The following is a 20,170-nucleotide window of genomic DNA, read 5'->3' on the forward strand; positions in this document are numbered from 1 at the left end:
TATCAGAAAAAATTATTCATCCCAGTTATGGTAGGTGTTCTGAACATCATCGTCATCGTCGAGCATTTCCAGAAGCTTATTCATCTTCTTGATATCCTCTTCGTCTGTCAGCTCCGTATAGGTCTGGGGAATCATGGTTACCTCGGCGCTTGCCATAGGGATGCCTGCTGCCTCCAGTGTTTCGCGCACTGCGGAGAAATCATCGGGTGCGGTTGTGATTTCGTAGCTGTCCTCCTCTGCGGCGAAGTCCTCTGCGCCTGCATCCAGAGCAGCCATCATCAGCTCTTCCTCGTCCATATCGATTTCTTCCTTATCAATCACGATCAGACCCTTTTCATCGAACATGAAGGATACACAGCCGCTGTTGCCCATGTTGCCGCCGCCCTTTGTGAAGGCGTTTCTGACATTGGCTGCTGCACGGTTTCTGTTATCTGTCAGCACTTCTACAATAACAGCTACGCCGTTGGGACCATAGCCTTCGTAGGTTACGTTTTCGTATTCTACGTCTTCACCGCCGCCGGCTGCCTTTTTGATACTTCTGTCGATGGTATCGTTTGGCATGTTGTTGGCTTTGCATTTTGCGATAACATCACGCAGCTTGCCGTTTACGGCGGGGTCGGGACCGCCGGCCTTTACCGCAACCTGAATTTCTCTGCCCAGCATGGTAAAGATTTTACCTTTTTTTGCATCGTTTTTTTCTTTTTTATGTTTGATATTTGCAAACTTAGAATGTCCTGACATTAGGAACCCTCCTCCTTAAAATTTCACCAAAATATTTTATCATTATTTTCTGCATAATTCAAGGAATTTCGTATCGGAAAGCCTGTTTTTTATAGAATTTGGCAAAAATCGTCTTATTTTCGGATTTCCTCCTGCTCATAGGGGAAAACCTCTGTCAGGAAATGCTTGCGGCGCAGGGCATCCTCAATCTCATCCAGAATTTCCTCGCTTTCGGCGGAAACATGGTGAAAATGATACCCTGAGGTGACATTTAAAAGGGGAGTGGATTTGCCGCTTTCCAGATTTTTCAGAAACGCCTGTACATCTCTGCGGTTTTTGATTTGCAGGGGAGCGGAAACCTTCCCATAGACTCTGTGGTTTACCATGACATCCACGACACAGCCGCCTAAATCCACAATGGTTGTCAGCTCCTCCTCTGTTGCCGCGGCATCATGGAAGACCTTGAACAGCCGCATGGTATCCGCAGGCTCTTCCAGAAGATAGCCCCTTGCCGTTGCCAGAATGGAATGACCCTCTGTGCGAAGCAAAGCAATATCCTGGACAATCACCTGACGGCTGACCCCCGTGGCAGAGCCGAGCGCACCGCCGGAGAGAGGTGTTTTTGATTCCCTCATCAGATTTAATAATTTCTTTCGTCTTTCTGTGCCAGTCATTTTTTCAATCACTCCTGCTTATTCCACCGCATGGAGATTTTTCAGGCTGATATCCAGAATAGGTGCGGAATGGGTCAGCGCACCGCTGGATACATAATCTACCCCAAGCGCTGTGATGGTTTTGATATTTTCGATTGTCATATTGCCGGAGCATTCGGTTTCTGCTCTGCCGTCAATGATGCGGATGGCCTCCGCCATTTCCGCAGGGCTCATGTTATCCAGCATGATGATATCTGCACCGGCTTCGACTGCTTCTCTTACCATATCCAGAGTTTCCGTTTCGACTTCGATTTTGCGGACGAAGGGAGCATACGCCTTTGCTGCGGCAATGGCCTCCTTTACGCCGCCTGCTGCGCCGATATGGTTATCCTTCAGCATTACGCCGTCGGAAAGATTATAGCGGTGATTCGAGCCACCGCCGACGGTTACGGCATATTTTTCAAACACTCTCATACAGGGAGTGGTTTTTCTTGTATCCAAAAGGGTTGTTTTTGTACCCGCAAGCAGCTTTGCAACGGCATTCGTATAGGTTGCGATGCCGCTCATGCGCTGCAAATAATTGAGGGCGGTGCGTTCTGCGGAAAGCAGAACACGGATATCTCCCGTCACAGTTGCCAGAAGCTGCCCCTTTTTCACAGCATCTCCATCGGCGGCATGAAAGGCAATTTCTGTTTTTTCATCCAGAAGCTGAAACGCCCTTGCGAACACATCCAGACCAGCAATGATGCCGTCTTGCTTGCAGATTAAATCGACTGTGCCAAGCTGATACCGCGGCATGACTGCGTTGGTGGAAACATCCTCGCTGTTGATATCCTCCTCCAGAGCCATGCGGATATATTTATCTGCTACAATTTGCATGGTAATCGGGTTCATTCTAATCCTTCCTTTCCTGCAATGTGCTGTGCTGCTTTTTCTGCGAAAACAAGGCTTTCCAGAAGGCTGTTGCTTGCCAGTCTGTTTTTGCCGTGTACGCCGTTGCAGCTGGTTTCGCCAATAGCATAGAGATGCTCCATGGTTGTTTTGGAATGGCGGTCTACATGGATGCCGCCCATAAAGTAATGCTGTGCCGGCACAACGGGCGCAGGCTCTTTTTTGATATCATAGCCTGCCTCCAGACAGGTTTTGTAGATATTCGGGAAATGATTTTCAATATCCTCCGCAGGAACGGGAGCAAAGGAAAGCCATACATGCTTTGTACCTTCCTTTTCCATTTCTGCATGGATGGCAGCAGAAACCTTGTCTCTGGGCAGAAGCTCATTGACAAAGCGTTCGCCCTTGCTGTTGAGCAGAATTGCACCCTCGCCGCGGGCAGATTCGGAAATCAGAAAATGTCTGCCGGGCTTTTCGCTGTAAAGGCTGGTGGGGTGAATCTGCACATAGTCCATATTTTCCAGCTCCACGCCGTATTTTTCTGCCAGACGGAGTGCATCCCCCGTCAGGGAAGGGAAGTTTGTAGAATGTTCATACAGACCGCCGATGCCGCCTGTTGCCAGAATTGTGTTTTCCGCATGAATCCGCAGGATATCGCCGTTTTCTGCCTTCGCAACGATGCCATGGCAGGTGTTTCCCTCCACCAGAAGGTCTTCCATCACGGTATAGTCCATAATGGTGACATTGGGCAGTGCCTGCACATTTCTGAGCAGTGTTTCTGTGATTTCCTTCCCTGTGATGTCCTTATGGAAGCAGATACGGGGCTTGGCGTGTGCGCCTTCTCTGGTATATTTTAAACTACCGTCCGCCTCCTTGTCAAATCTTACGCCGAGGGCAAGCAGGTCGTTGATCACGGCTCTGCTGTTGCGAATCATGATATCCACGCTTTCCTTGCGATTTTCGTAATGCCCTGCCTTGAGGGTGTCCTCGAAGAAGGAATCGTAGTCGGTTTCATCCCTCTGGACGCAGATGCCGCCCTGTGCAAGCATGGAATCGCAGCTGGGCAAATCCTCCTTGCAGATGAGAAGAATGTTCTGCTCCTTGGGCAGCTTGAGTGCGGCATATAAGCCGCTGACTCCTGCGCCGACGATGACGGTGTTATAGGTAAGCTCTTTTTCCATTTTATGCTCCTCCTTATTTGCTCAGCTCCAGCATGCGTGTCAGGGTGTTGCCTGCCGCTTCTGCCTGTGCCCGGTCTACGGATGCCTGATTTTCCTCTGTCTGCAAAACATGCAGCACCTTTTCCAATGTAATCAGCTTCATGTCCCTGCAGGTGGGTGCTGTTTTCGGGAAATAGAAGGTCTTATCTGGATTGCGCTTTTTCAGCTCATACAGCACGCCGATTTCCGTCCCGATGATAAATTCCTGCTTTTCACTTTCGGTCGCATGCTTGATGATGCCTGTGGTGGAGCCGATGTAATCTGCCAGCTTTGTCACAGCTTCGGGACATTCGGGATGCACCAGAACCTCTGCATTGGGGTGTGCGTCCTTCAGCTCCTGTACCTTGGCAGGAGAGATATTCTGATGGATGGGACAGTAGCCATTGACGAGAATGATATTTTTTTCAGGCACCTGCGCCGCAATGAAGCGACCGAGGTTTTGATCGGGAATAAAGAGGATATTCTGATTGGGCAGGTTGCGGACAATCTGCACCGCGTTGGCGGAGGTCACGCTTACGTCAGACCAGGATTTGATTTCCGCTGTAGAATTGATGTAGCAGACAACCGCCAAATCCTCGTAGGCTTCTCTTGCCGCGTCCACCTCTGCCTTTGTTACCATGTGCGCCATGGGGCAGTCCGCGCTTGCATCCGGCATCAGCACCTTCTTTTCGGGGCTTAACAGACAGCCGCTTTCCCCCATGAAGGAGACACCGCAGTAAACGATGATGGGGTTGGGCAGGGTTGCCGCCGTTTTGCTCAACGCGAAGGAATCCCCGACATAATCGGCGATTTCCTGAATTTCATCCGCTACATAATAATGCGCCAGAATGACTGCATTTTTCTGTTCCTTTAAGGCTTTGATTTCATCTTTGATATTCATGCTTTTCCTCGATTCTACTGTATTTTGTAAATAAGTATTGTAAATAAATTTTTTTGCAGTGGAATTTAGTATAGCACAATTATTTACAAGTGACAAGACAGATGAAAGAAAAGTTGTATTGTTTTGTATTTTTTTCAGAAGCAGCTGTTATGCCAAACAAAAAACAAAAACCTCCGCAGGGGCGCGCCCCACGAAGGTGATTTGTTTTCGACTTAGTTTTTATTGGCAGAGAAGAAGATAAATATCATTTACGTTTGTGCCGGTTGCTCCTGTGATGAGAAGGGCATCTGCCGCCGCCAATGCGGTATTGGAATCATTCTCCGCAAGAACCGCAGGAATGGATATGCCCTTTTCCGCAAGGATACCGCAGGTTTTCCCGTCCACAATACCGCCTGCGGCATCGGTCGGCCCATCCGTACCGTCAGAGCCTGCCGCCGCAATCACAATGCCTTCCATGCCGGCAATGCGCTCCGCCGCCGCAAGGGCAAGCTCCTGATTTCTGCCGCCCTTGCCCTTCCCGGTGATATGCACAACGGTTTCGCCGCCGCAGAGAATGGCACAGGGCGGGCGCAGGGGCAGATCGTCCTTCCGGATTGTTTTTGCGATGGATGCAAGAAATCTGCCGGCCTCCCTTGCCTCACAGTCAAGCATATTCGTCAGAACCAGAGGGGCATAGCCAAGCTGCTCTGCCGCCCTTGCCGCATCGGCACAAAGCTGTGTCACGCTGCCTGTGATTTCCATAGTGACGTTGGCAAGCGTTTTCGGCGTTTCCATGGCAAGCTGCTTTCGCATTTCCTCTGTCAGCTTGAGATTGTATTTTTCCGAGATGGCAAATGCTTCTGCCACCGTGGACGCATCCGCGCAGGCAGGACCGGAGGCAATGGAATCGGGGCGGTCGCCCAGAATATCGCTCAGAGCAATGCAGTACACCTGTGCAGGGGCGCAAAGCTTCGCAAATTTGCCGCCCTTTACGGCAGAAAGATGCTTGCGGATGGTGTTGATTTCCACGATATCCGCGCCGCATTTCAAAAGCTGGTCGGTGATGTCCAGAAAATCCGCAAGGGTCAGCTTGCCGGCAGGACATTCAAAAAGCGCAGAGCCGCCGCCCGAAACCAGAAAGAACACCGTATCCTTTTCAGTTAAACCGGAAACGGCATCCATGATTTTCTGTGTGCCGAGAATTGTATTTTCATCGGGAAGGGGATGTCCTGCTTCAAGGATGGTAAAGCCGGGGATTTCGCCCTTCGCATGGTCATATTTCGTCAGAACAATGCCTGCATCAATCCTGTGGGGGATATTTTCCGCCGCCGCCTTTGCCATGTTCCAAGCCGCTTTGCCGATGGCAATGACAATCACCCTTCCTTCAAAAGCGAAGGTCTTGCCGCCGATGAACTTTTTTACGGCTTCATCGGGAAGGGATGTCTGAATGGCATTGTGAATTATCTTTTTTGCATCAGATAAAATCTCATTCACAGAAAATGCACCTCTTTCTTTTGTATATCGGTTTTATATTTGTTTTTTCAAGTATAGCAAATCAGAGGGGAAAAAACAATCGAAAAAGGCGTATAAAAAAGGCATATATAAAGGGAAAAGAGCCACTGGGGAAGTGGCTCTCTGTAAAGGGGAGGGTATGTATACTATGTTTATTCATTATCCTCTTCTTTGAGGACATCTTTATCATATCCTGTCAATATGAATCTGGTGTGGCTGAAATATGAACGTTTTGTAAACAATGAGGGAATCTCTTTGAAAACCCCGTTGCTTTTGCTGATTTTTCGCGGAAAATATGATACTATCTTCCTTAGAAAGACGCAGGAAAAGAAGAAAGACGAAGGAAAAGAAAGAGGCAGGAAGGGAGCAGATGAAAATGTTTGGAAAAGAAGAAGTAAAGGTATTTCTGAAGGAAAAAGGAATCCCCTTTCGTTGGGTGGAGCATAAAGCGGTTTATACCATTGAGGAGATGGAGGAGCTAGGTCTGGAAAAAATGGAGGAGACGGCAAAAAATCTCTTTTTGCGAGACCAGAAGGGAAAAAATCATTTTCTTGTGGTAATTCGTGCCGATAAGCAGGCGAATCTGAAGGAGCTGGGAGAGAAGCTTGGAGGCGTAAGGCTTTCCTTTGCATCGGAGGAGCGTCTGGAAAAATATCTTGGATTGAAAAAAGGGGCAGTGACACCCTTGGGCATTTTGAATGATACTGCCTGCGCCGTAAAGGTTTTTCTGGACAGGGATTTTCTGGAAAAGGAGGAAATCGGGGTGCATCCCAATGACAATACGGCATCGGTTTATCTGAAAACGGCGGATCTTATGCAAATTATAAAGGAGCATGGCAACTCGCTTGAGGTGCTTTCCTTTGCGTAAGCCTTTTCTGTAAGTTTTGGGGAAAAATCATTGAGAAAGCAGGGAAGGTATGCTATACTGAAATATACTTGTGAAAGACTGTCTTTTCATAAGAATTCAGTTTCGAGAGGAAGAAAGAATGGAAAGGAAAGCTGGAACTGCTGTTAAGCCGGGCGAAACAGAGCTGGCAAGACAGCTGGAATATATCCGCGCCATTCGTGCGGAAAATGATGCCTTTGCGGCAGAAAACGGCAGAAAGAAAAAATTCTATTCCCTTGCGATGGGCTGTCAGATGAACGCGCATGATTCCGAAAAGCTGGAAGGGATGCTTGACGAAATGGGCTTTGACAGAACAGACGAGGAAACAGAGGCCGATTTTATCATCTACAACACCTGCTGTGTGCGCGAAAACGCGGAGCAGAAGGTATATGGCAAGCTGGGCTGGCTGAAGCACTATAAGGAAACAAAAAATCCCGATGCGGTGATTGCGCTTTGCGGCTGCATGATGCAGCAGGAAACGGTTTTGCAGACCCTGCGGCAGAAATATCGCCATGTGGATATCGTCTTCGGCACATTTAATCTCTACAAGCTGCCGGAGCTTGTGGCAACACGCATGGAAAGCGGCGAAACGGTGTATGATATCTGGCAGGAGCAGCGTGAGGTTGTGGAGGATTTGCCTGCGATTCGGCATTTCCCCTATAAGGCATCGGTCAATATTATGTTTGGCTGCAACAACTTCTGTTCCTACTGCATCGTGCCGTATGTGCGCGGCAGAGAGCGCAGCCGTACCCCTGAGGATATCCTCGCGGAGGTAAGAAGGCTTGCGGCGGACGGTGTGAAGGAGGTTATGCTTTTAGGGCAGAATGTAAACTCCTATGGCAAAAATCTGGAAACACCCGTTTCCTTTGCAGAGCTTCTGCGGATGGTGAACGAGGTGGAGGGGATTGAACGGATTCGTTTCATGACCTCTCACCCGAAGGATTTGTCCGATGAGCTGATACAGGCAATGGCGGATTGTGATAAGGTATGTAAATATCTGCATCTGCCTGTGCAGAGCGGTAGTGATGAAATTCTGCGCCGCATGAACCGCCATTATACAAAGGAATCCTACATGGAGCTGGTGCGCAAGGCAAGAGCGGCAATGCCGGATATCACCCTGAGCACGGATATCATCGTGGGCTTCCCCGGGGAAACGGAGGAGGATTTCCAAGAAACCTTGGATGTCATCCGCAAATCCCGTTACAGCACCGCGTTTACCTTTATTTATTCCAAGCGGACAGGTACCCCTGCGGCAACTATGGAAAATCAGGTGCCGGAGAATGTCATTAAGGATCGCTTCGACAGGATGCTCAATATTCTTAACCCAATCGTGCATGAGGTGCATGAGGAGCAGCTGGGCAAGGTGATGACGGTATTTGCAGAGGAAGCAAGCAAGCAGGATAAGACTGTTCTGACAGGGCGTGCCGATAACAATATGCTGGTGCATTTTAAGGGCACGGAGGACTTAATCGGGCAGATGGTTCCTGTGAAGATTACAGAAAACAAAACATTTTATTTAATAGGCGAAAGGATGTAAGGTGAAGCATTATGGCAACGATTTTTGAAATGGCAAGAGCATTGGGTGAGGAATTGCAGAAAACCCCTCAGGTGGAAGCGCTGGTAGCGGCAAAGGCTGCATACGAAAGCGACCCCGAAATTGCAAAGCTGGTAGAGGAATACACAAAGCTGCATTATGATTTTGAAGCAAAGATGAATGCAGGCGGCATTTCCATAGAGGAGCAGAGAGCCTTCAATGAACAGATGAAGGCAAAGGGCGAAGCAATCAGAACCAATAAGCTGGCATCTGATTTGTACGTTGCGGAACAGAATTTCAATAACTTCGTAAATTCCGTATTCAACATCATCACAGCAACCCTGACAGGCGAAGAACCCGAACAGGGCGGCGGCTGCGATCCCAGCTGCTGCTCCTCCTGCGGCGGCGGCTGCCACTGATTCAAATAGAAATAAAGGAAGAAAAGCCCGAATAGAGAATCCGTTCTTTATTCGGGTTTGCTTGCAGAAAAAGGAGAAGGAGGACAACATCCATGGCGAAAATCACACCCATGATGCAGCAATACTTTGAAATTAAAGAACAATATAAGCATTGTCTGCTTTTTTTTCGTTTAGGGGATTTTTATGAGATGTTTTTCGAGGATGCGGTCATTGCCTCGAAGGAGCTGGAAATCACCCTGACGGGGAAGGATTGGGGGCAGGAGGAAAGAGCCCCTATGTGCGGCGTGCCTTTCCATTCTGCGGATGGATATATTGCCCGTTTGGTGGAACGTGGCTATAAGGTTGCCATCTGCGAGCAGGTGGAGGACCCCAAGACGGCAAAGGGCTTGGTCAAGCGCGATGTTGTGCGTGTCATTACTCCGGGGACGGTTGTGGATAATACTGTTCTGGATGAAACAAAAAATAACTATATTCTCTCCGTTTTCAGCAGTGCAAACGGCTATGGCATTGCGGTCTGCGATGTGACAACAGGCGAATTTCAGACAACGGAATTTCGCAGCGTGCAGGCGGCGGCAAAAATTCTGGATGAAACAGCAAGGTTTTCCCCTGCGGAGCTTGTCTGCAACAGCGAATTTCTTTCCACCCCTTTGGCGAAGGAAATCGAGGAACGGTTTCACCTGTATCTGAATGATATCGACAGCCGCATGTATGAATATAATACCGCAAAGGATACCCTGCTTGCACATTTCAAGGTGAAAACACTGGAAAGCTTCGGCTTGCAGAAAAAGCTGTTGGCGGTTTCGGCTTCGGGTGCGCTGATGTGGTATCTGAATGAAACGCAGAAAAACGATTTGAGCCATATTTCCGCCCTGAAATATTACACAACAGGGGATTTCATGCTGTTGGATGTTTCCAGCCGCAGAAATCTGGAGCTGACGGAAACCATGCGCGAGAAGAACAAAAAAGGATCGCTTCTGAGCGTGCTGGATAAAACCCAGACTGCGATGGGCGCAAGGCTTCTGCGCAAATGGGTGGAGCAGCCCCTGCTTTCTAAAGAAGAAATCAATCAGCGTCTGGATGGGGTGGAGGAGCTGTTCCGAGACCTGTTCCTCAGAGAGGAAATCAAGGAAATTCTCCATTCCATGTATGACTTTGAACGCATTATGTCCCGTGTGGTGTATCAGAATGCAAACGCAAGGGATTTGGCGGCGCTGAAAAATTCCGTGGAAAATCTGCCGTTGCTGAAGAAGATTCTTTCTCGCTGCAGGAGTCCATATCTGTCCACTCTGCATGACAGACTGGACACGCTGGAGAATATCCATGCGCTGATTGCGCAGTCCATCGTCGAAGACCCTCCGTTTTCCGTGCGCGAGGGCGGCATGATTCGTGAGGGCTTCAATGAGGAGCTGGATACCTACACCAAGGCGAAGGAAAACGGCACCACATGGATTCATCAGCTTGAGGAGGAGGAGCGCGAAAAGACGGGCATCAAAAACCTCAAGGTGCGCTATAATAAGGTGTTCGGCTATTATATTGAGGTCACAAAATCCAATCTGGAGCTGGTGCCGGAAGGCTATATCCGCAAGCAGACGCTTGCCAATGCGGAGCGTTTTATTACACCCGAATTAAAGGAGCTGGAGGAGCTGATTCTCGGCGCGGAGGATAAGATTACCACTCTGGAATATGATATGTTCTGCGAAATTCGCAATGCCGTTGCGGCAGAGGTGGAGCGGATTCAATATTGTGCGTATATCGTTTCTGTTATTGACTGCCTGCAGTCCCTCGCAGAGGTGGCGCAGAACAGAAGCTATGTGAAGCCGCTTGTGGATGACGGTGATGTAATTGAAATTAAGGGCGGCAGACACCCCGTTGTGGAAAAAATGATGGACGGGCAGTTTATCCCGAATGACACCTATTTAGATCGGGAGGACACCAGACTTGCCATCATCACAGGCCCGAATATGGCAGGGAAATCTACATATATGCGGCAGACCGCGCTGATTGTGCTGATGGCGCAGATTGGCAGCTTCGTTCCCGCGGAGCAGGCGCATATCGGCATTGTAGACAGAATCTTCACCCGTGTCGGTGCATCGGATGACCTTTCCGCAGGGCAGAGCACGTTTATGGTGGAAATGACAGAGGTTGCGAACATTCTGCATAACGCAACGAACAAAAGCCTGCTGATTCTGGATGAAATCGGGCGAGGCACAAGCACATTTGATGGGCTTTCCATCGCGTGGGCGGTGCTGGAATATATCGCGGATACGAAGCAGATTGGCGCGAAAACGCTTTTTGCAACGCATTATCATGAATTAAGCGAGCTGGAGGGCAAGCTTTCCGGCGTGAAGAATTACTGCATTGCCGTGCAGGAGCAGGGCGAGGATATTATTTTCCTCCGAAAAATTCAGCGCGGCGGCGCAGACCATAGCTACGGCGTGCAGGTGGCGCGTCTGGCGGGTCTGCCGAATAAGGTGATTCGCCGCAGCGGACAGATTCTCAAGCAGCTGAACGCGGCGGATATTACGAAAAAAGCAAAGCAGATTGCAGTGGAATCCAAGGAGCAGCAGGAGGAAACCGCACAGCAGATGGATATGTTCCATATTGCGGAAACGCAGCTTGCGGATGAAATCTCCAAGCTGGATGTGATGGCGATGACCCCTATTGAAGCACTGCAAACGCTTTTTGAATTGCAGAAAAAGGCAAAAGGGCTGTAAGCCGAGGAAAGGAGGAGGTCTATGCAGAAAATCCGACTGTTGGATGCAAAAACCATCAATAAAATTGCGGCAGGGGAAGTAGTAGAATCTCCGAAATCCGTTGTAAAGGAGCTGACGGAAAACGCCATTGATGCAAACGCCGGCAGTGTGACGATAGAAATTAAGGAGGGCGGCATTTCCTATATCCGCATTACCGATAACGGCACAGGGATTCCCAAGGAGCAGGTGAAGGAAGCCTTTTTGCGCCATGCTACAAGCAAAATGTCGCAGATTGAGGATTTGGAGCATATTTTTACACTGGGCTTTCGCGGCGAAGCATTGGCGAGTATCGCGGCGGTGGCGCAGGTGGAAATGCTGACAAAAACCAGAGACGAGGAAACGGGCACGCGCATTGTGATTCATGCCGGAGAAATACAGGAGCTGGAGGATGCCGCCTGTCGGGAGGGCACTTCCATTACGGTGCGGAATCTTTTTTACAACGTGCCTGCGCGCAGAAAATTTTTGAAAAAGCCTGCGACCGAAAGCGGCTATGTTTCGGATTTGGTGAACAAAATCGCACTGGGGCACCCTGAGGTTGCGATTCATTATATCAATAACGGCAACACTGTTCTGCATACGGCAGGGAACAATGACCCGAAAACGGCGGTGTTTTATGTTTACGGAAAGGATGCGGCAAACAGCATGCTCCCCATCTCCTACCGTAAGGGAGAATATGCCGTCAGCGGTCTGATTGGGAAGCCCGAATTTTGCCGCGCGAACCGCAATTATGAAAATCTTTTTATCAACGGCAGATTTATCAAAAACCCCGTGGTTTCCGCTGCGGTGGAGGATGCGTATAAAACAAAGCTGCTGATTGGGAAATTTCCTGTTTTCGTGCTGAATCTTGCGGTTGAGCCTGCACAGGTGGATGTGAATGTGCATCCTGCGAAGCTGGAGGTTCGCTTTAAGAATGACGATGAGGTATATGAATTTTTCTACAACGCGGTTGCGAAGGCATTGCAGGAAACGGTGCTGATTCCCAAGGCGGTTCTGGAAAAGAAGCCGAAGGAAAGACTGCCGCAGGCGGAACAGCAGACCCTTGCGGATATGCCAAAGGAAGCGGCGCAGCCAAAGGAAAGCATCCTGAAGGAAAGCGAACCAAAGGCAGAGCCGACAGCAAATCCCTCTAAAGAAATTCCGCTCCCGCAATCGCAGGGCGTGATTCTTTCCAAAGAGGAAAGGGAAAAGCTCCTGCGTGCGGCAGAAAAGCCGCAGACCCCCACATCGGGCGGACGCAGTGTGGATGAGCTGCTGAAGCGCACCCCAAAGGCGGAGAGCTTTGCACAGACGGCAGTGCCGTACCGCAGGGAAGAGCTGAAGCCGAAAGAGGAACAGCCGATAGAATTGAAGCCGATTGTTTCTGATGAAAAAACGGAAGAGGTAAAGCCGACAGAAGAAAAGCAGCCGTTTTTCCAGAATTATAAAATCATCGGGCAGGTCTTTCGCACCTATTGGATTGTGGAGCAGGGCGATTGCCTGTATCTGATTGACCAGCATGCCGCACATGAACGGGTGCTGTATGAGGAATTTATGAATAAATTCAAGGAAGAAAGGGTCGCCTCGCAGCGGTTGCTGACACCTCTGATGCTGCAGCTGACACCAATGGAAACAGAGGTACTGCGGCGCAATCTGGCACTTCTGGAAAGCTTCGGCTTTGAGCTGGAGGAATTCGGCGAGAAATATGCCCTGCGCGCAACGCCGTATCTCTTGCAGAACCCGACAGAGGTTGGTTTTTTTACCGATATTCTGGACAGGCTGACAGAGGAGCGCATTTCCAATGTGTATGATACAAAGATACTGGCAGTGGCAACGATGGCGTGTAAGGCGGCGGTCAAGGGGCATGATGTGCTGAGCACGAGAGAGGCGGAGGAGCTGATTCACAGACTGCTTGGTCTGGAGCATCCCTTTACCTGCCCCCATGGCAGACCGACGATTATCGAGCTGACGAAATATGAAATGGAAAAGATGTTTAAACGCATCCAGAATTGAGCAGGTGAAATGATGAAAAAACCATTGATTGTGATTGGCGGCCCAACCGCCTGCGGCAAAACAGGCTTTTCGATTCGGCTTGCAAAGGAAATCGGCGGCGAGGTGATTTCTGCCGATTCCATGCAGATTTACCGCTATATGGACATTGGGACGGCGAAGGTGACACCCGAAGAAGCGGATGGTGTGCCGCATTATCTCATTGATGAGCTGAACCCCGATGAGGAATATAATGTTATGCTCTTTCAGCAGAAGGCAAAGGCGTATATGGAGGAAATCTGGGCGAAGGGAAGGATTCCCATTCTGGTCGGCGGCACGGGGTTTTATATCAATGCCCTGCTGTATGATAATGATTTTACCGAAACGGAAAATGATACCTCCTATCGGGAGGAGTGCTACCGTATCGCCAAGGAGGAGGGGCCGCAGGTGCTGTATGAACGCTTACGGAAAATCGACCCTGCCTATGCGGAAACGATTCATGCGAACAACGTCAAGCGTGTGACGCGTGCCTTGGAATACCATTACCTGACGGGACAGAGATTTTCCGAGCATAATGCGGAGCAGAAGGAAAGGGAAACCCCCTACAATGCGGCGGTGATTCTCCTGACGATGGAGCGGGAAGCGCTATATGCACGCATTGAGCAGAGGATTGATTTGATGATGCAGCAGGGGCTTCTGGCAGAGGTGAAGGGACTTCTGGACAGGGGCTATTCACCGAAGCTGGTTTCTATGCAGGGCATCGGCTATAAGGAATTTGTGCCGTATTTCAACGGAGATTGTACGCTGGACGAAGCAGTTACGCAGCTGAAAACCAATACGCGCCGCTTTGCAAAGCGACAGCTGACATGGTTCCGGCGGCAGATTGAAGGGCTTTGGATTGACATGAGCAAAACAGACGGGGCAGGCGCACTGGCGCAGACGATGACATATTTAAAGGAACAGGGTGTTTTGCAGACAAATAACAATTCATAAGGAAGGGATTGCGATGTGGTCAACCGTTTGGTTTTCGTTTACTTTTTTTGAATTATATGCGTATTTTATGATTTACAGCTTTCTGGGATGGGCAATGGAATCAACGTATGTTTCTATCAATGCGAAAAAATGGGTGAATCGCGGCTTTATCAATGGCCCGTTCTGCCCCATTTACGGCACAGGCGCACTGCTGATTCTTCTGGCACTGAAGCCTGTTTCGGATTCGATTTTGCTGCTGTTTCTGGGCGGCTTTGTGATTGCAACCGTTGTGGAATATCTCATCGGGCTGATATTGGAAAAGCTTTTCCATGCCACATGGTGGGATTATTCCCAAAAGCCCTTTAATATCAAGGGGCGCGTCTGCCTGGAGCGTTCCGTGGAGTGGGGCGTTCTGACAGCCTTCGTGATGCGTGTGGTGCAGCCTGTGATTGCGGATTTTGTGGCGGCAATTCCCCGTGCATGGGGCGAATTTGCGGCAACACTGTTGCTTGCATATCTGGCTGTGGATACCACGATTACGGTGCTGCATATCCTGCGGTTCAACGAAAAGCTGGCATCCCTCAGCGAAGCGCACGATGCGCTGCAGAAAAAGCTCGAGGGAACGAGGCTTTATGCTTCCCGACAGGAAATCATTACGCGTTTCGAGAGCATGCCTGCTGCGGAATTTCTGCGTGAATTTAAGGAACGCATGGCAGAGGAAAATGAAAGGCTGGAGCAGCTGCGCGAGGAGGAACGTCTGCGTCGGCAGCTGGTTCAGGAGGAAATCAAGGAAAAACTGGAATCCCGTATCAATGCTTTGCAGAAGAGCAGCCTTATCGAGCGCCGTTTGATGCGTGCATACCCCGGTATGCATTCCAAGCGGTTTGATGAAGAATTAAAGGCGTGGAAACGGGAGCTTATGGAAAAGAGAAGTAAGAAAAGCAGAAAGGATGTTTCAAAATGAAAAAATCTTTCGCAAAACTGACTGCCTTATGTCTGGCGGCGGCGGTAGCGTTTGGTGCAGCCGGCTGCGGTAAGGAGAAGAAGGAGACACAGCAGGATAAAAATGCTGTGGCAGCGGATGATACAAAGGAAGACAAGAAAACCGAAAAAGCGGCGGATGCCTTGCAGACAGCAGTAATGCTTGCGGATCAGGCACCTGAGCTTCAGGCGGAGGCTGCAATTTTGATTGAGGCATCTTCGGGGACAATTCTGTATGAAAAAAATGCCACCCAGAAGATGTATCCTGCCAGCATGACAAAAATGCTGACCGCTCTGGTGGCGTTGGATTATTTCAAGCCGGAGGATTTAATTGTGGTTGGTTCTGAAATCAATGAGGTTTCTCTGGATTCCAGCAAGGCGGGGCATGAGCTGGGCGAAACGCTGACAGTAGAAAATGCCATCCGCGGTCTGATTATTCCCTCCGGCAATGACTCTGCAAATGTGGTTGCGGCAGCAGTTGCGAAAAAGGCGGAGAATGACGAAAACATGACCTTCGGTAAATGTGAGGTTGTTTTCACAGACCTGATGAATAAAAAGGCGGAGGAGCTGGGCGCAACCAACAGCCATTTTGCAAACGCGCACGGCTACCATTCCGATGACCACTATACCTGCGCGCACGACCTTGCGCTGATTGGCAGAGCGTTTATGGAAAATAAAACGCTGGCAGAAATTGCGAAGGAAAAAAGCTATTCCGGCAACGGCGCAGAGGGTTTAGTCAAAGCGGAGGATACTTCCGTAAAAACACAGGATTACAACTGGCGCAGCCATAACCTGCTGATTACGGATGGGGAATATAATTATCCCTATGCCATCGGAATTAAGACAGGCTTCACCGATGAAGCAGGGGACTGCGTGACAGCAGCGGCAGAAAAGGACGGCGAGGAGCTGATAGCGGTTATCTTCAAATCCGAAGACCCGAACCGTTGGCTGGATGCAAAAAATCTCTTTGAATACGGCTATAACCAGTATGAAAAGATTACAGTTGCAAAGGCAGAGGAAGCTATTGCAGATGCACCTCTGACAAAGCATAAAAAATCCGAAGGGAATACGGTTCCTGTTGTATTCCGGAAGGAGGTTACGGCAATTCTCCCGAAGGACACCGCAAAGGATATGAAGCTGACCGTTTCCTATAACGATACCTATGCGGTAACGGATAAGGAGGGCAATGTTTCCCTGAAGGCTCCCATCGAAAAGGGTGCGGAAATCGGTACGGCAACGTATGAGGTGAAGGGCAAAACCGTTCTGGAGGCTCCCGTTTACGCAGGCAGAGATGTTTCTAAGGGTACCATTTTCAGTGCAATCGGTGATTTCTTCAAGAATCTGTTTACAGTGAAGGGTCTGCTGAAGCTGGTTATCGTCATCATCGTGATTGCGATTATCATTCTGATTATCAAATTCATCAACGGCAGAAGAAACAGACGCGGCTACAGCTTTGGTTCTCCGCGTCGCAGCAGTGGGCTGAGCTTTGGCGGCGGACGCAGAAGACGCAGAGGCGGCAGAAGAAGATTCTGATAAAGGCTTTCTGTGAAATTTCATAAAGACAAAAAGAAAAGGATAAGTCCTCTGAGAAATGAGGATTTATCCTTTTTTTGATGCGTTTATGTTCAGTTTTCTTCTGCCTTTTGCTTTTTCGGCGGACGAGGACCTTCATACTGATAATAATCCGTTTTGATGCGCCCGTTGAACAGCTTTCTCTTTCTGTCTGCCTTTCTGCCAAAGAGGGATTCAAAATATTCCATGGAGGTGATAATATAGGTTGACCAGGTGGGGTCGGTCTGCATGGTTGCGCCAAGCGCACGATACATATTTTCAACCTCCTTCAATTCCCCGATACGCTCCCCGTAGGGCGGATTGGAAATCAGCACGCCATATTTCCCGGGCAATACAATCTCCTGCGAGGGCTTTACCTCGAAGGTGATGCAGTCATCCACGCCTGCAAGCTCTGCATTTGCCTTTGCCAGCTCGATTGCCGCAGGGTCAATGTCACTGCCGTAAATTTCGGGCATAACATCATAATCAATCGCTTGATATGCCTCTTTTCTTGCCTGCTTCCAACGCTCCTTGCCGATGCGTTCCCATTCCTCGGATGCGAATTTGCGATTCAGACCGGGGGCAATGTTGCGCGCGAGCATGGCGGCTTCAATGGGAATTGTTCCTGAGCCGCAGAAGGGGTCTAACAGGATACGATCCTTTCGCCAGTAGCTGAGCTGTACCATGGCGGATGCAAGGGACTCCTTCAGGGGGGCATCCAACGCACTCGCACGATAGCCGCGCATGTGTAAGCCGCTGCCGCTGGTGTCAATCGCAAGGGTGACAACATCCTTTAGAATCCCGACCTGAATGGTATAGGATGCGCCTGTTTCATCAAACCAGTCTGTTTTATATTTTTCCTTCAGCTTTTCGACAACAGCCTTCTTGACGATTGCCTGACAGTCCGAAACGCTGAACAGGGTGGATTTTACGGATTTCCCCACAACGGTGAATTTCCCGTCCTCCGGAATCCAATCTCCCCATGGCAGTGCCTTCGTCCGGTCGAATAGCTCCGTAAAGGTAACGGCGGTAAAGGTGCCCATTTTCACCCAGACACGCCCGGCGCACCGCAGCCAGAGGTTTGCCTTTACGATATCGGATTCGTCCCCTGTAAATTCAACCTTTCCGTCTGAGGTTTTGATATTCTGAAAACCGAGAGCCTGACACTCTCTCTTGACTACGGCTTCTAAGCCGAAGGTGGTTGTTGCAATCAGATTGATGCTCATTTGTTCTCTCCCATCTTTTTTCTGTAACGATATGATTTCCTAAGGAACAGTCTATCATTTTTCCTGCCAAAAGAAAAGGCTAATCGGCAGATTTTTCCTGACAGGTTTTTCCGCATTTTTTGCAAATTTTGCTGCCACCTCTTGAAGAAAGCGCGAAAAAAGGGTATCATAGAAAGGATAGAAAAATTTTGATAAAGCGAGGAAAATTATGTACAAAGTATTGAAAAAATGCGGCAGAGCAAAGCGTGCCGAATTCCATACCCCTCATGGCGTAATCCAGACACCCGTCTTTATGAACGTCGGCACAGCGGGTGCGATTAAGGGGGCTGTTTCCACAGAGGATCTGGAGCAGCTGAAATGTCAGGTGGAGCTTTCCAATACCTACCATCTGCATCTGCGCCCCGGGGATAAGCTGATTAAGGAAATGGGCGGTCTGCATAAATTCATGGTCTGGGATAAACCGATTCTAACCGATTCCGGCGGCTTTCAGGTATTCTCTCTTGGGCTTCTGCGCAAAATCAAGGAGGAGGGCGTTTATTTCAGCTCTCATATTGATGGCAGAAAGATTTTTATGGGGCCGGAGGAAAGTATGCAGATTCAGTCCAATCTTGGCTCCACGATCGCGATGGCGTTTGATGAATGCATCGGGCTGCCTGCGGAACGCCCTTATGTAGAGGCATCCGTTGCCAGAACAACCCGTTGGCTGGAACGCTGCAAAAAAGAGATGCACCGCTTGAATCAGCTAGAGGATACCGTTAACCCCAAGCAGATGCTGTTCGGCATCAATCAGGGGGCAACCTTCGAGGATATCCGTATCGAGCATGCAAAACGGATTTCCGAGATGGAGCTGGATGGCTATGCCATCGGTGGTCTTGCGGTAGGGGAATCCCATGCGGAAATGTATCGTATTCTGGATGAGGTTGTGCCGTATCTGCCTGAGGAGAAGCCGACTTACCTGATGGGCGTTGGGACACCCGAAAATATTCTGGAGGCGGTAGAACGCGGCGTTGATTTCTTTGACTGCGTCCTGCCTGCAAGAAACGGCCGCCATGCTCATGTGTATACGAATAAGGGTAAGCTGAACCTGTTAAATGCGAAATATGAAAAGGATGATTCGCCCATTGATGATACCTGCGGCTGTCCTGCGTGCAGAAGATACAGCAGAGCCTATATCCGCCATCTGTTCAAAGCAAAGGAAATGCTTGCTATGCGCCTTTGTGTGATGCATAATCTGTATTTCTTCAACAGCATGATGGAGGAAATCAGACAGGCGATTGAGGAAGACCGCTTCCACGCATATAAGGCTGCAAAGCTGGATGGATTTCGCGAAAACGGGAAATAAGCGCTTTCTTACACATAGGCTACTTGACGGAAAATGAAAAATTCTATATAATTATCTACTAGATGTAACATTAAATTTAGAAAAAGTTAGGAGAGAAAAAAATGGGATCATTTTTACTTGACACAGTCGTAAAACCTGCCGGCGAGGCAGCAAAAGCAACCTCCGGCACAACACAGAGCACAGGCCTTTTCGGCACATGGATGACAGACCACCCCGTTATGCTGATTGTGGTTTACTGCGTTGTTCTGTTGGTTATCATGTATTTCCTGTCCATCAGACCCACACAGAAGAAGGAGAAAAAGCTGGCTGAGCTGAGAAATGCAATCGAGGTTGGTGACAGTATCATCACAAACAGCGGATTCTACGGCAAGGTTGTTGATACAACATACGATACACTGATTGTGGAATTCGGTCTAAACAGAGGAATTCGTATCCCTGTTGCGAAAACAGAGGTTTTCGGTAAAGCAGAACCCAATATGTCCAACGAAGCACCTCCGGTAGAAGAAGAACCGAAGAAAAAGGGTCTGTTCCGCAGAGGATAATTATGAAATAAAGAAAAAGCATTGGTTTCGATAAAGGCCGATGCTTTTTATTTGCAAAATTTGCAAAGAATAATTTATCCGGCTTGGCTGAGGAGGAAAAGCAGCTTTACAGGAACGTATTTCATAGCTTTACGGCAATGCGGA

Annotated in this window: 17 protein-coding genes; 10 read left to right on the forward strand and 7 right to left on the reverse strand. The window is 49.2% G+C overall.

Annotated features, from left to right (window positions below; genetic code table 11):
• Positions 1 to 12 precede the first annotated feature (12 nt).
• From GPK49_RS02265 to GPK49_RS02290, 6 genes are all read right to left on the reverse strand, one after another.
• Positions 13 to 741 (reverse strand): YebC/PmpR family DNA-binding transcriptional regulator, encoded by a 729-nt coding sequence (locus GPK49_RS02265; RefSeq protein WP_016407344.1) that lies wholly within the window; start codon positions 739 to 741, stop codon positions 13 to 15.
• Between the two features lie 113 nt (positions 742 to 854).
• Positions 855 to 1,394, reverse strand: a complete 540-nt coding sequence (locus GPK49_RS02270) for a transcription repressor NadR (RefSeq protein ID WP_016407343.1) — start codon at positions 1,392 to 1,394, stop codon at positions 855 to 857.
• An 18-nt stretch (positions 1,395 to 1,412) separates the two neighbouring features.
• Complete coding sequence (gene nadC / locus GPK49_RS02275; RefSeq protein WP_124984521.1) at positions 1,413 to 2,267, reverse strand: carboxylating nicotinate-nucleotide diphosphorylase; 855 nt, start codon at positions 2,265 to 2,267, stop codon at positions 1,413 to 1,415.
• Positions 2,264 to 3,445 carry an L-aspartate oxidase gene (locus GPK49_RS02280; protein WP_016407341.1) on the reverse strand — a complete coding sequence of 394 codons (1,182 nt, stop codon included), beginning with the start codon at positions 3,443 to 3,445 and terminating at the stop codon, positions 2,264 to 2,266. Before GPK49_RS02280 ends, nadC begins: the two co-directional genes overlap by 4 nt.
• Before the next feature lie 13 nt (positions 3,446 to 3,458).
• Entirely contained in the window at positions 3,459 to 4,364 is a 906-nt protein-coding gene (gene nadA / locus GPK49_RS02285; protein WP_215676608.1) for a quinolinate synthase NadA, read from the reverse strand.
• 219 nt (positions 4,365 to 4,583) lie between these two features.
• The gene (locus GPK49_RS02290) at positions 4,584 to 5,837 is read right to left on the reverse strand and encodes a glycerate kinase type-2 family protein (protein WP_215676609.1); all 1,254 of its coding nucleotides are present in this window, start codon (positions 5,835 to 5,837) and stop codon (positions 4,584 to 4,586) included.
• Positions 5,838 to 6,225: 388 nt separating this feature from the next.
• On the opposite strand from GPK49_RS02290, the gene GPK49_RS02295 reads away from it, so the two are divergent.
• From GPK49_RS02295 to GPK49_RS02330, 8 genes are all read left to right on the forward strand, one after another.
• On the forward strand, positions 6,226 to 6,723 hold the full coding sequence (locus GPK49_RS02295; RefSeq protein WP_318283816.1) for a prolyl-tRNA synthetase associated domain-containing protein: 498 nt from the start codon (positions 6,226 to 6,228) through the stop codon (positions 6,721 to 6,723).
• A gap of 118 nt (positions 6,724 to 6,841) precedes the next feature.
• On the forward strand, positions 6,842 to 8,278 hold the full coding sequence (gene miaB, locus GPK49_RS02300) for a tRNA (N6-isopentenyl adenosine(37)-C2)-methylthiotransferase MiaB (RefSeq protein WP_016407337.1): 1,437 nt from the start codon (positions 6,842 to 6,844) through the stop codon (positions 8,276 to 8,278).
• Positions 8,279 to 8,289: 11 nt separating this feature from the next.
• Positions 8,290 to 8,694, forward strand: coding sequence for a YlbF family regulator (locus GPK49_RS02305; RefSeq protein WP_016407336.1), 405 nt, complete (start codon positions 8,290 to 8,292; stop codon positions 8,692 to 8,694).
• Positions 8,695 to 8,786: 92 nt separating this feature from the next.
• Positions 8,787 to 11,408, forward strand: coding sequence for a DNA mismatch repair protein MutS (gene mutS / locus GPK49_RS02310; RefSeq protein ID WP_215676610.1), 2,622 nt, complete (start codon positions 8,787 to 8,789; stop codon positions 11,406 to 11,408).
• 21 nt (positions 11,409 to 11,429) lie between these two features.
• A complete protein-coding gene (mutL, locus tag GPK49_RS02315) occupies positions 11,430 to 13,436 on the forward strand; it encodes a DNA mismatch repair endonuclease MutL (protein ID WP_016407334.1) in 2,007 nt (668 codons plus the stop codon).
• Positions 13,437 to 13,448: 12 nt separating this feature from the next.
• Positions 13,449 to 14,405, forward strand: coding sequence for a tRNA (adenosine(37)-N6)-dimethylallyltransferase MiaA (gene miaA / locus GPK49_RS02320; protein ID WP_215676611.1), 957 nt, complete (start codon positions 13,449 to 13,451; stop codon positions 14,403 to 14,405).
• Positions 14,406 to 14,418: 13 nt separating this feature from the next.
• Positions 14,419 to 15,348 carry a putative ABC transporter permease gene (locus GPK49_RS02325; RefSeq protein WP_215676612.1) on the forward strand — a complete coding sequence of 310 codons (930 nt, stop codon included), beginning with the start codon at positions 14,419 to 14,421 and terminating at the stop codon, positions 15,346 to 15,348.
• Positions 15,345 to 16,898: a D-alanyl-D-alanine carboxypeptidase family protein gene (locus tag GPK49_RS02330; RefSeq protein WP_118578836.1), complete on the forward strand. Its 1,554-nt coding sequence runs from the start codon at positions 15,345 to 15,347 to the stop codon at positions 16,896 to 16,898. Before GPK49_RS02325 ends, GPK49_RS02330 begins: the two co-directional genes overlap by 4 nt.
• Positions 16,899 to 16,990: 92 nt before the next feature.
• Here GPK49_RS02330 and GPK49_RS02335 read toward each other — a convergent pair whose 3' ends face one another.
• Positions 16,991 to 18,142, reverse strand: a complete 1,152-nt coding sequence (locus GPK49_RS02335; protein WP_215676613.1) for a THUMP domain-containing class I SAM-dependent RNA methyltransferase — start codon at positions 18,140 to 18,142, stop codon at positions 16,991 to 16,993.
• A gap of 208 nt (positions 18,143 to 18,350) precedes the next feature.
• Here GPK49_RS02335 and tgt point away from each other — a divergent pair, with 208 nt between their 5' ends.
• Positions 18,351 to 19,484, forward strand: coding sequence for a tRNA guanosine(34) transglycosylase Tgt (gene tgt, locus GPK49_RS02340; RefSeq protein ID WP_118578832.1), 1,134 nt, complete (start codon positions 18,351 to 18,353; stop codon positions 19,482 to 19,484).
• Positions 19,485 to 19,585: 101 nt separating this feature from the next.
• Positions 19,586 to 20,026, forward strand: a complete 441-nt coding sequence (yajC, locus tag GPK49_RS02345; protein WP_016407328.1) for a preprotein translocase subunit YajC — start codon at positions 19,586 to 19,588, stop codon at positions 20,024 to 20,026.
• Positions 20,027 to 20,170 lie beyond the last annotated feature (144 nt).

The organism is Clostridium sp. MCC345 (genome assembly GCF_018785345.1).
Taxonomy (GTDB): Bacteria; Bacillota; Clostridia; order Lachnospirales; family Anaerotignaceae; genus Anaerotignum_A; species Anaerotignum_A faecicola.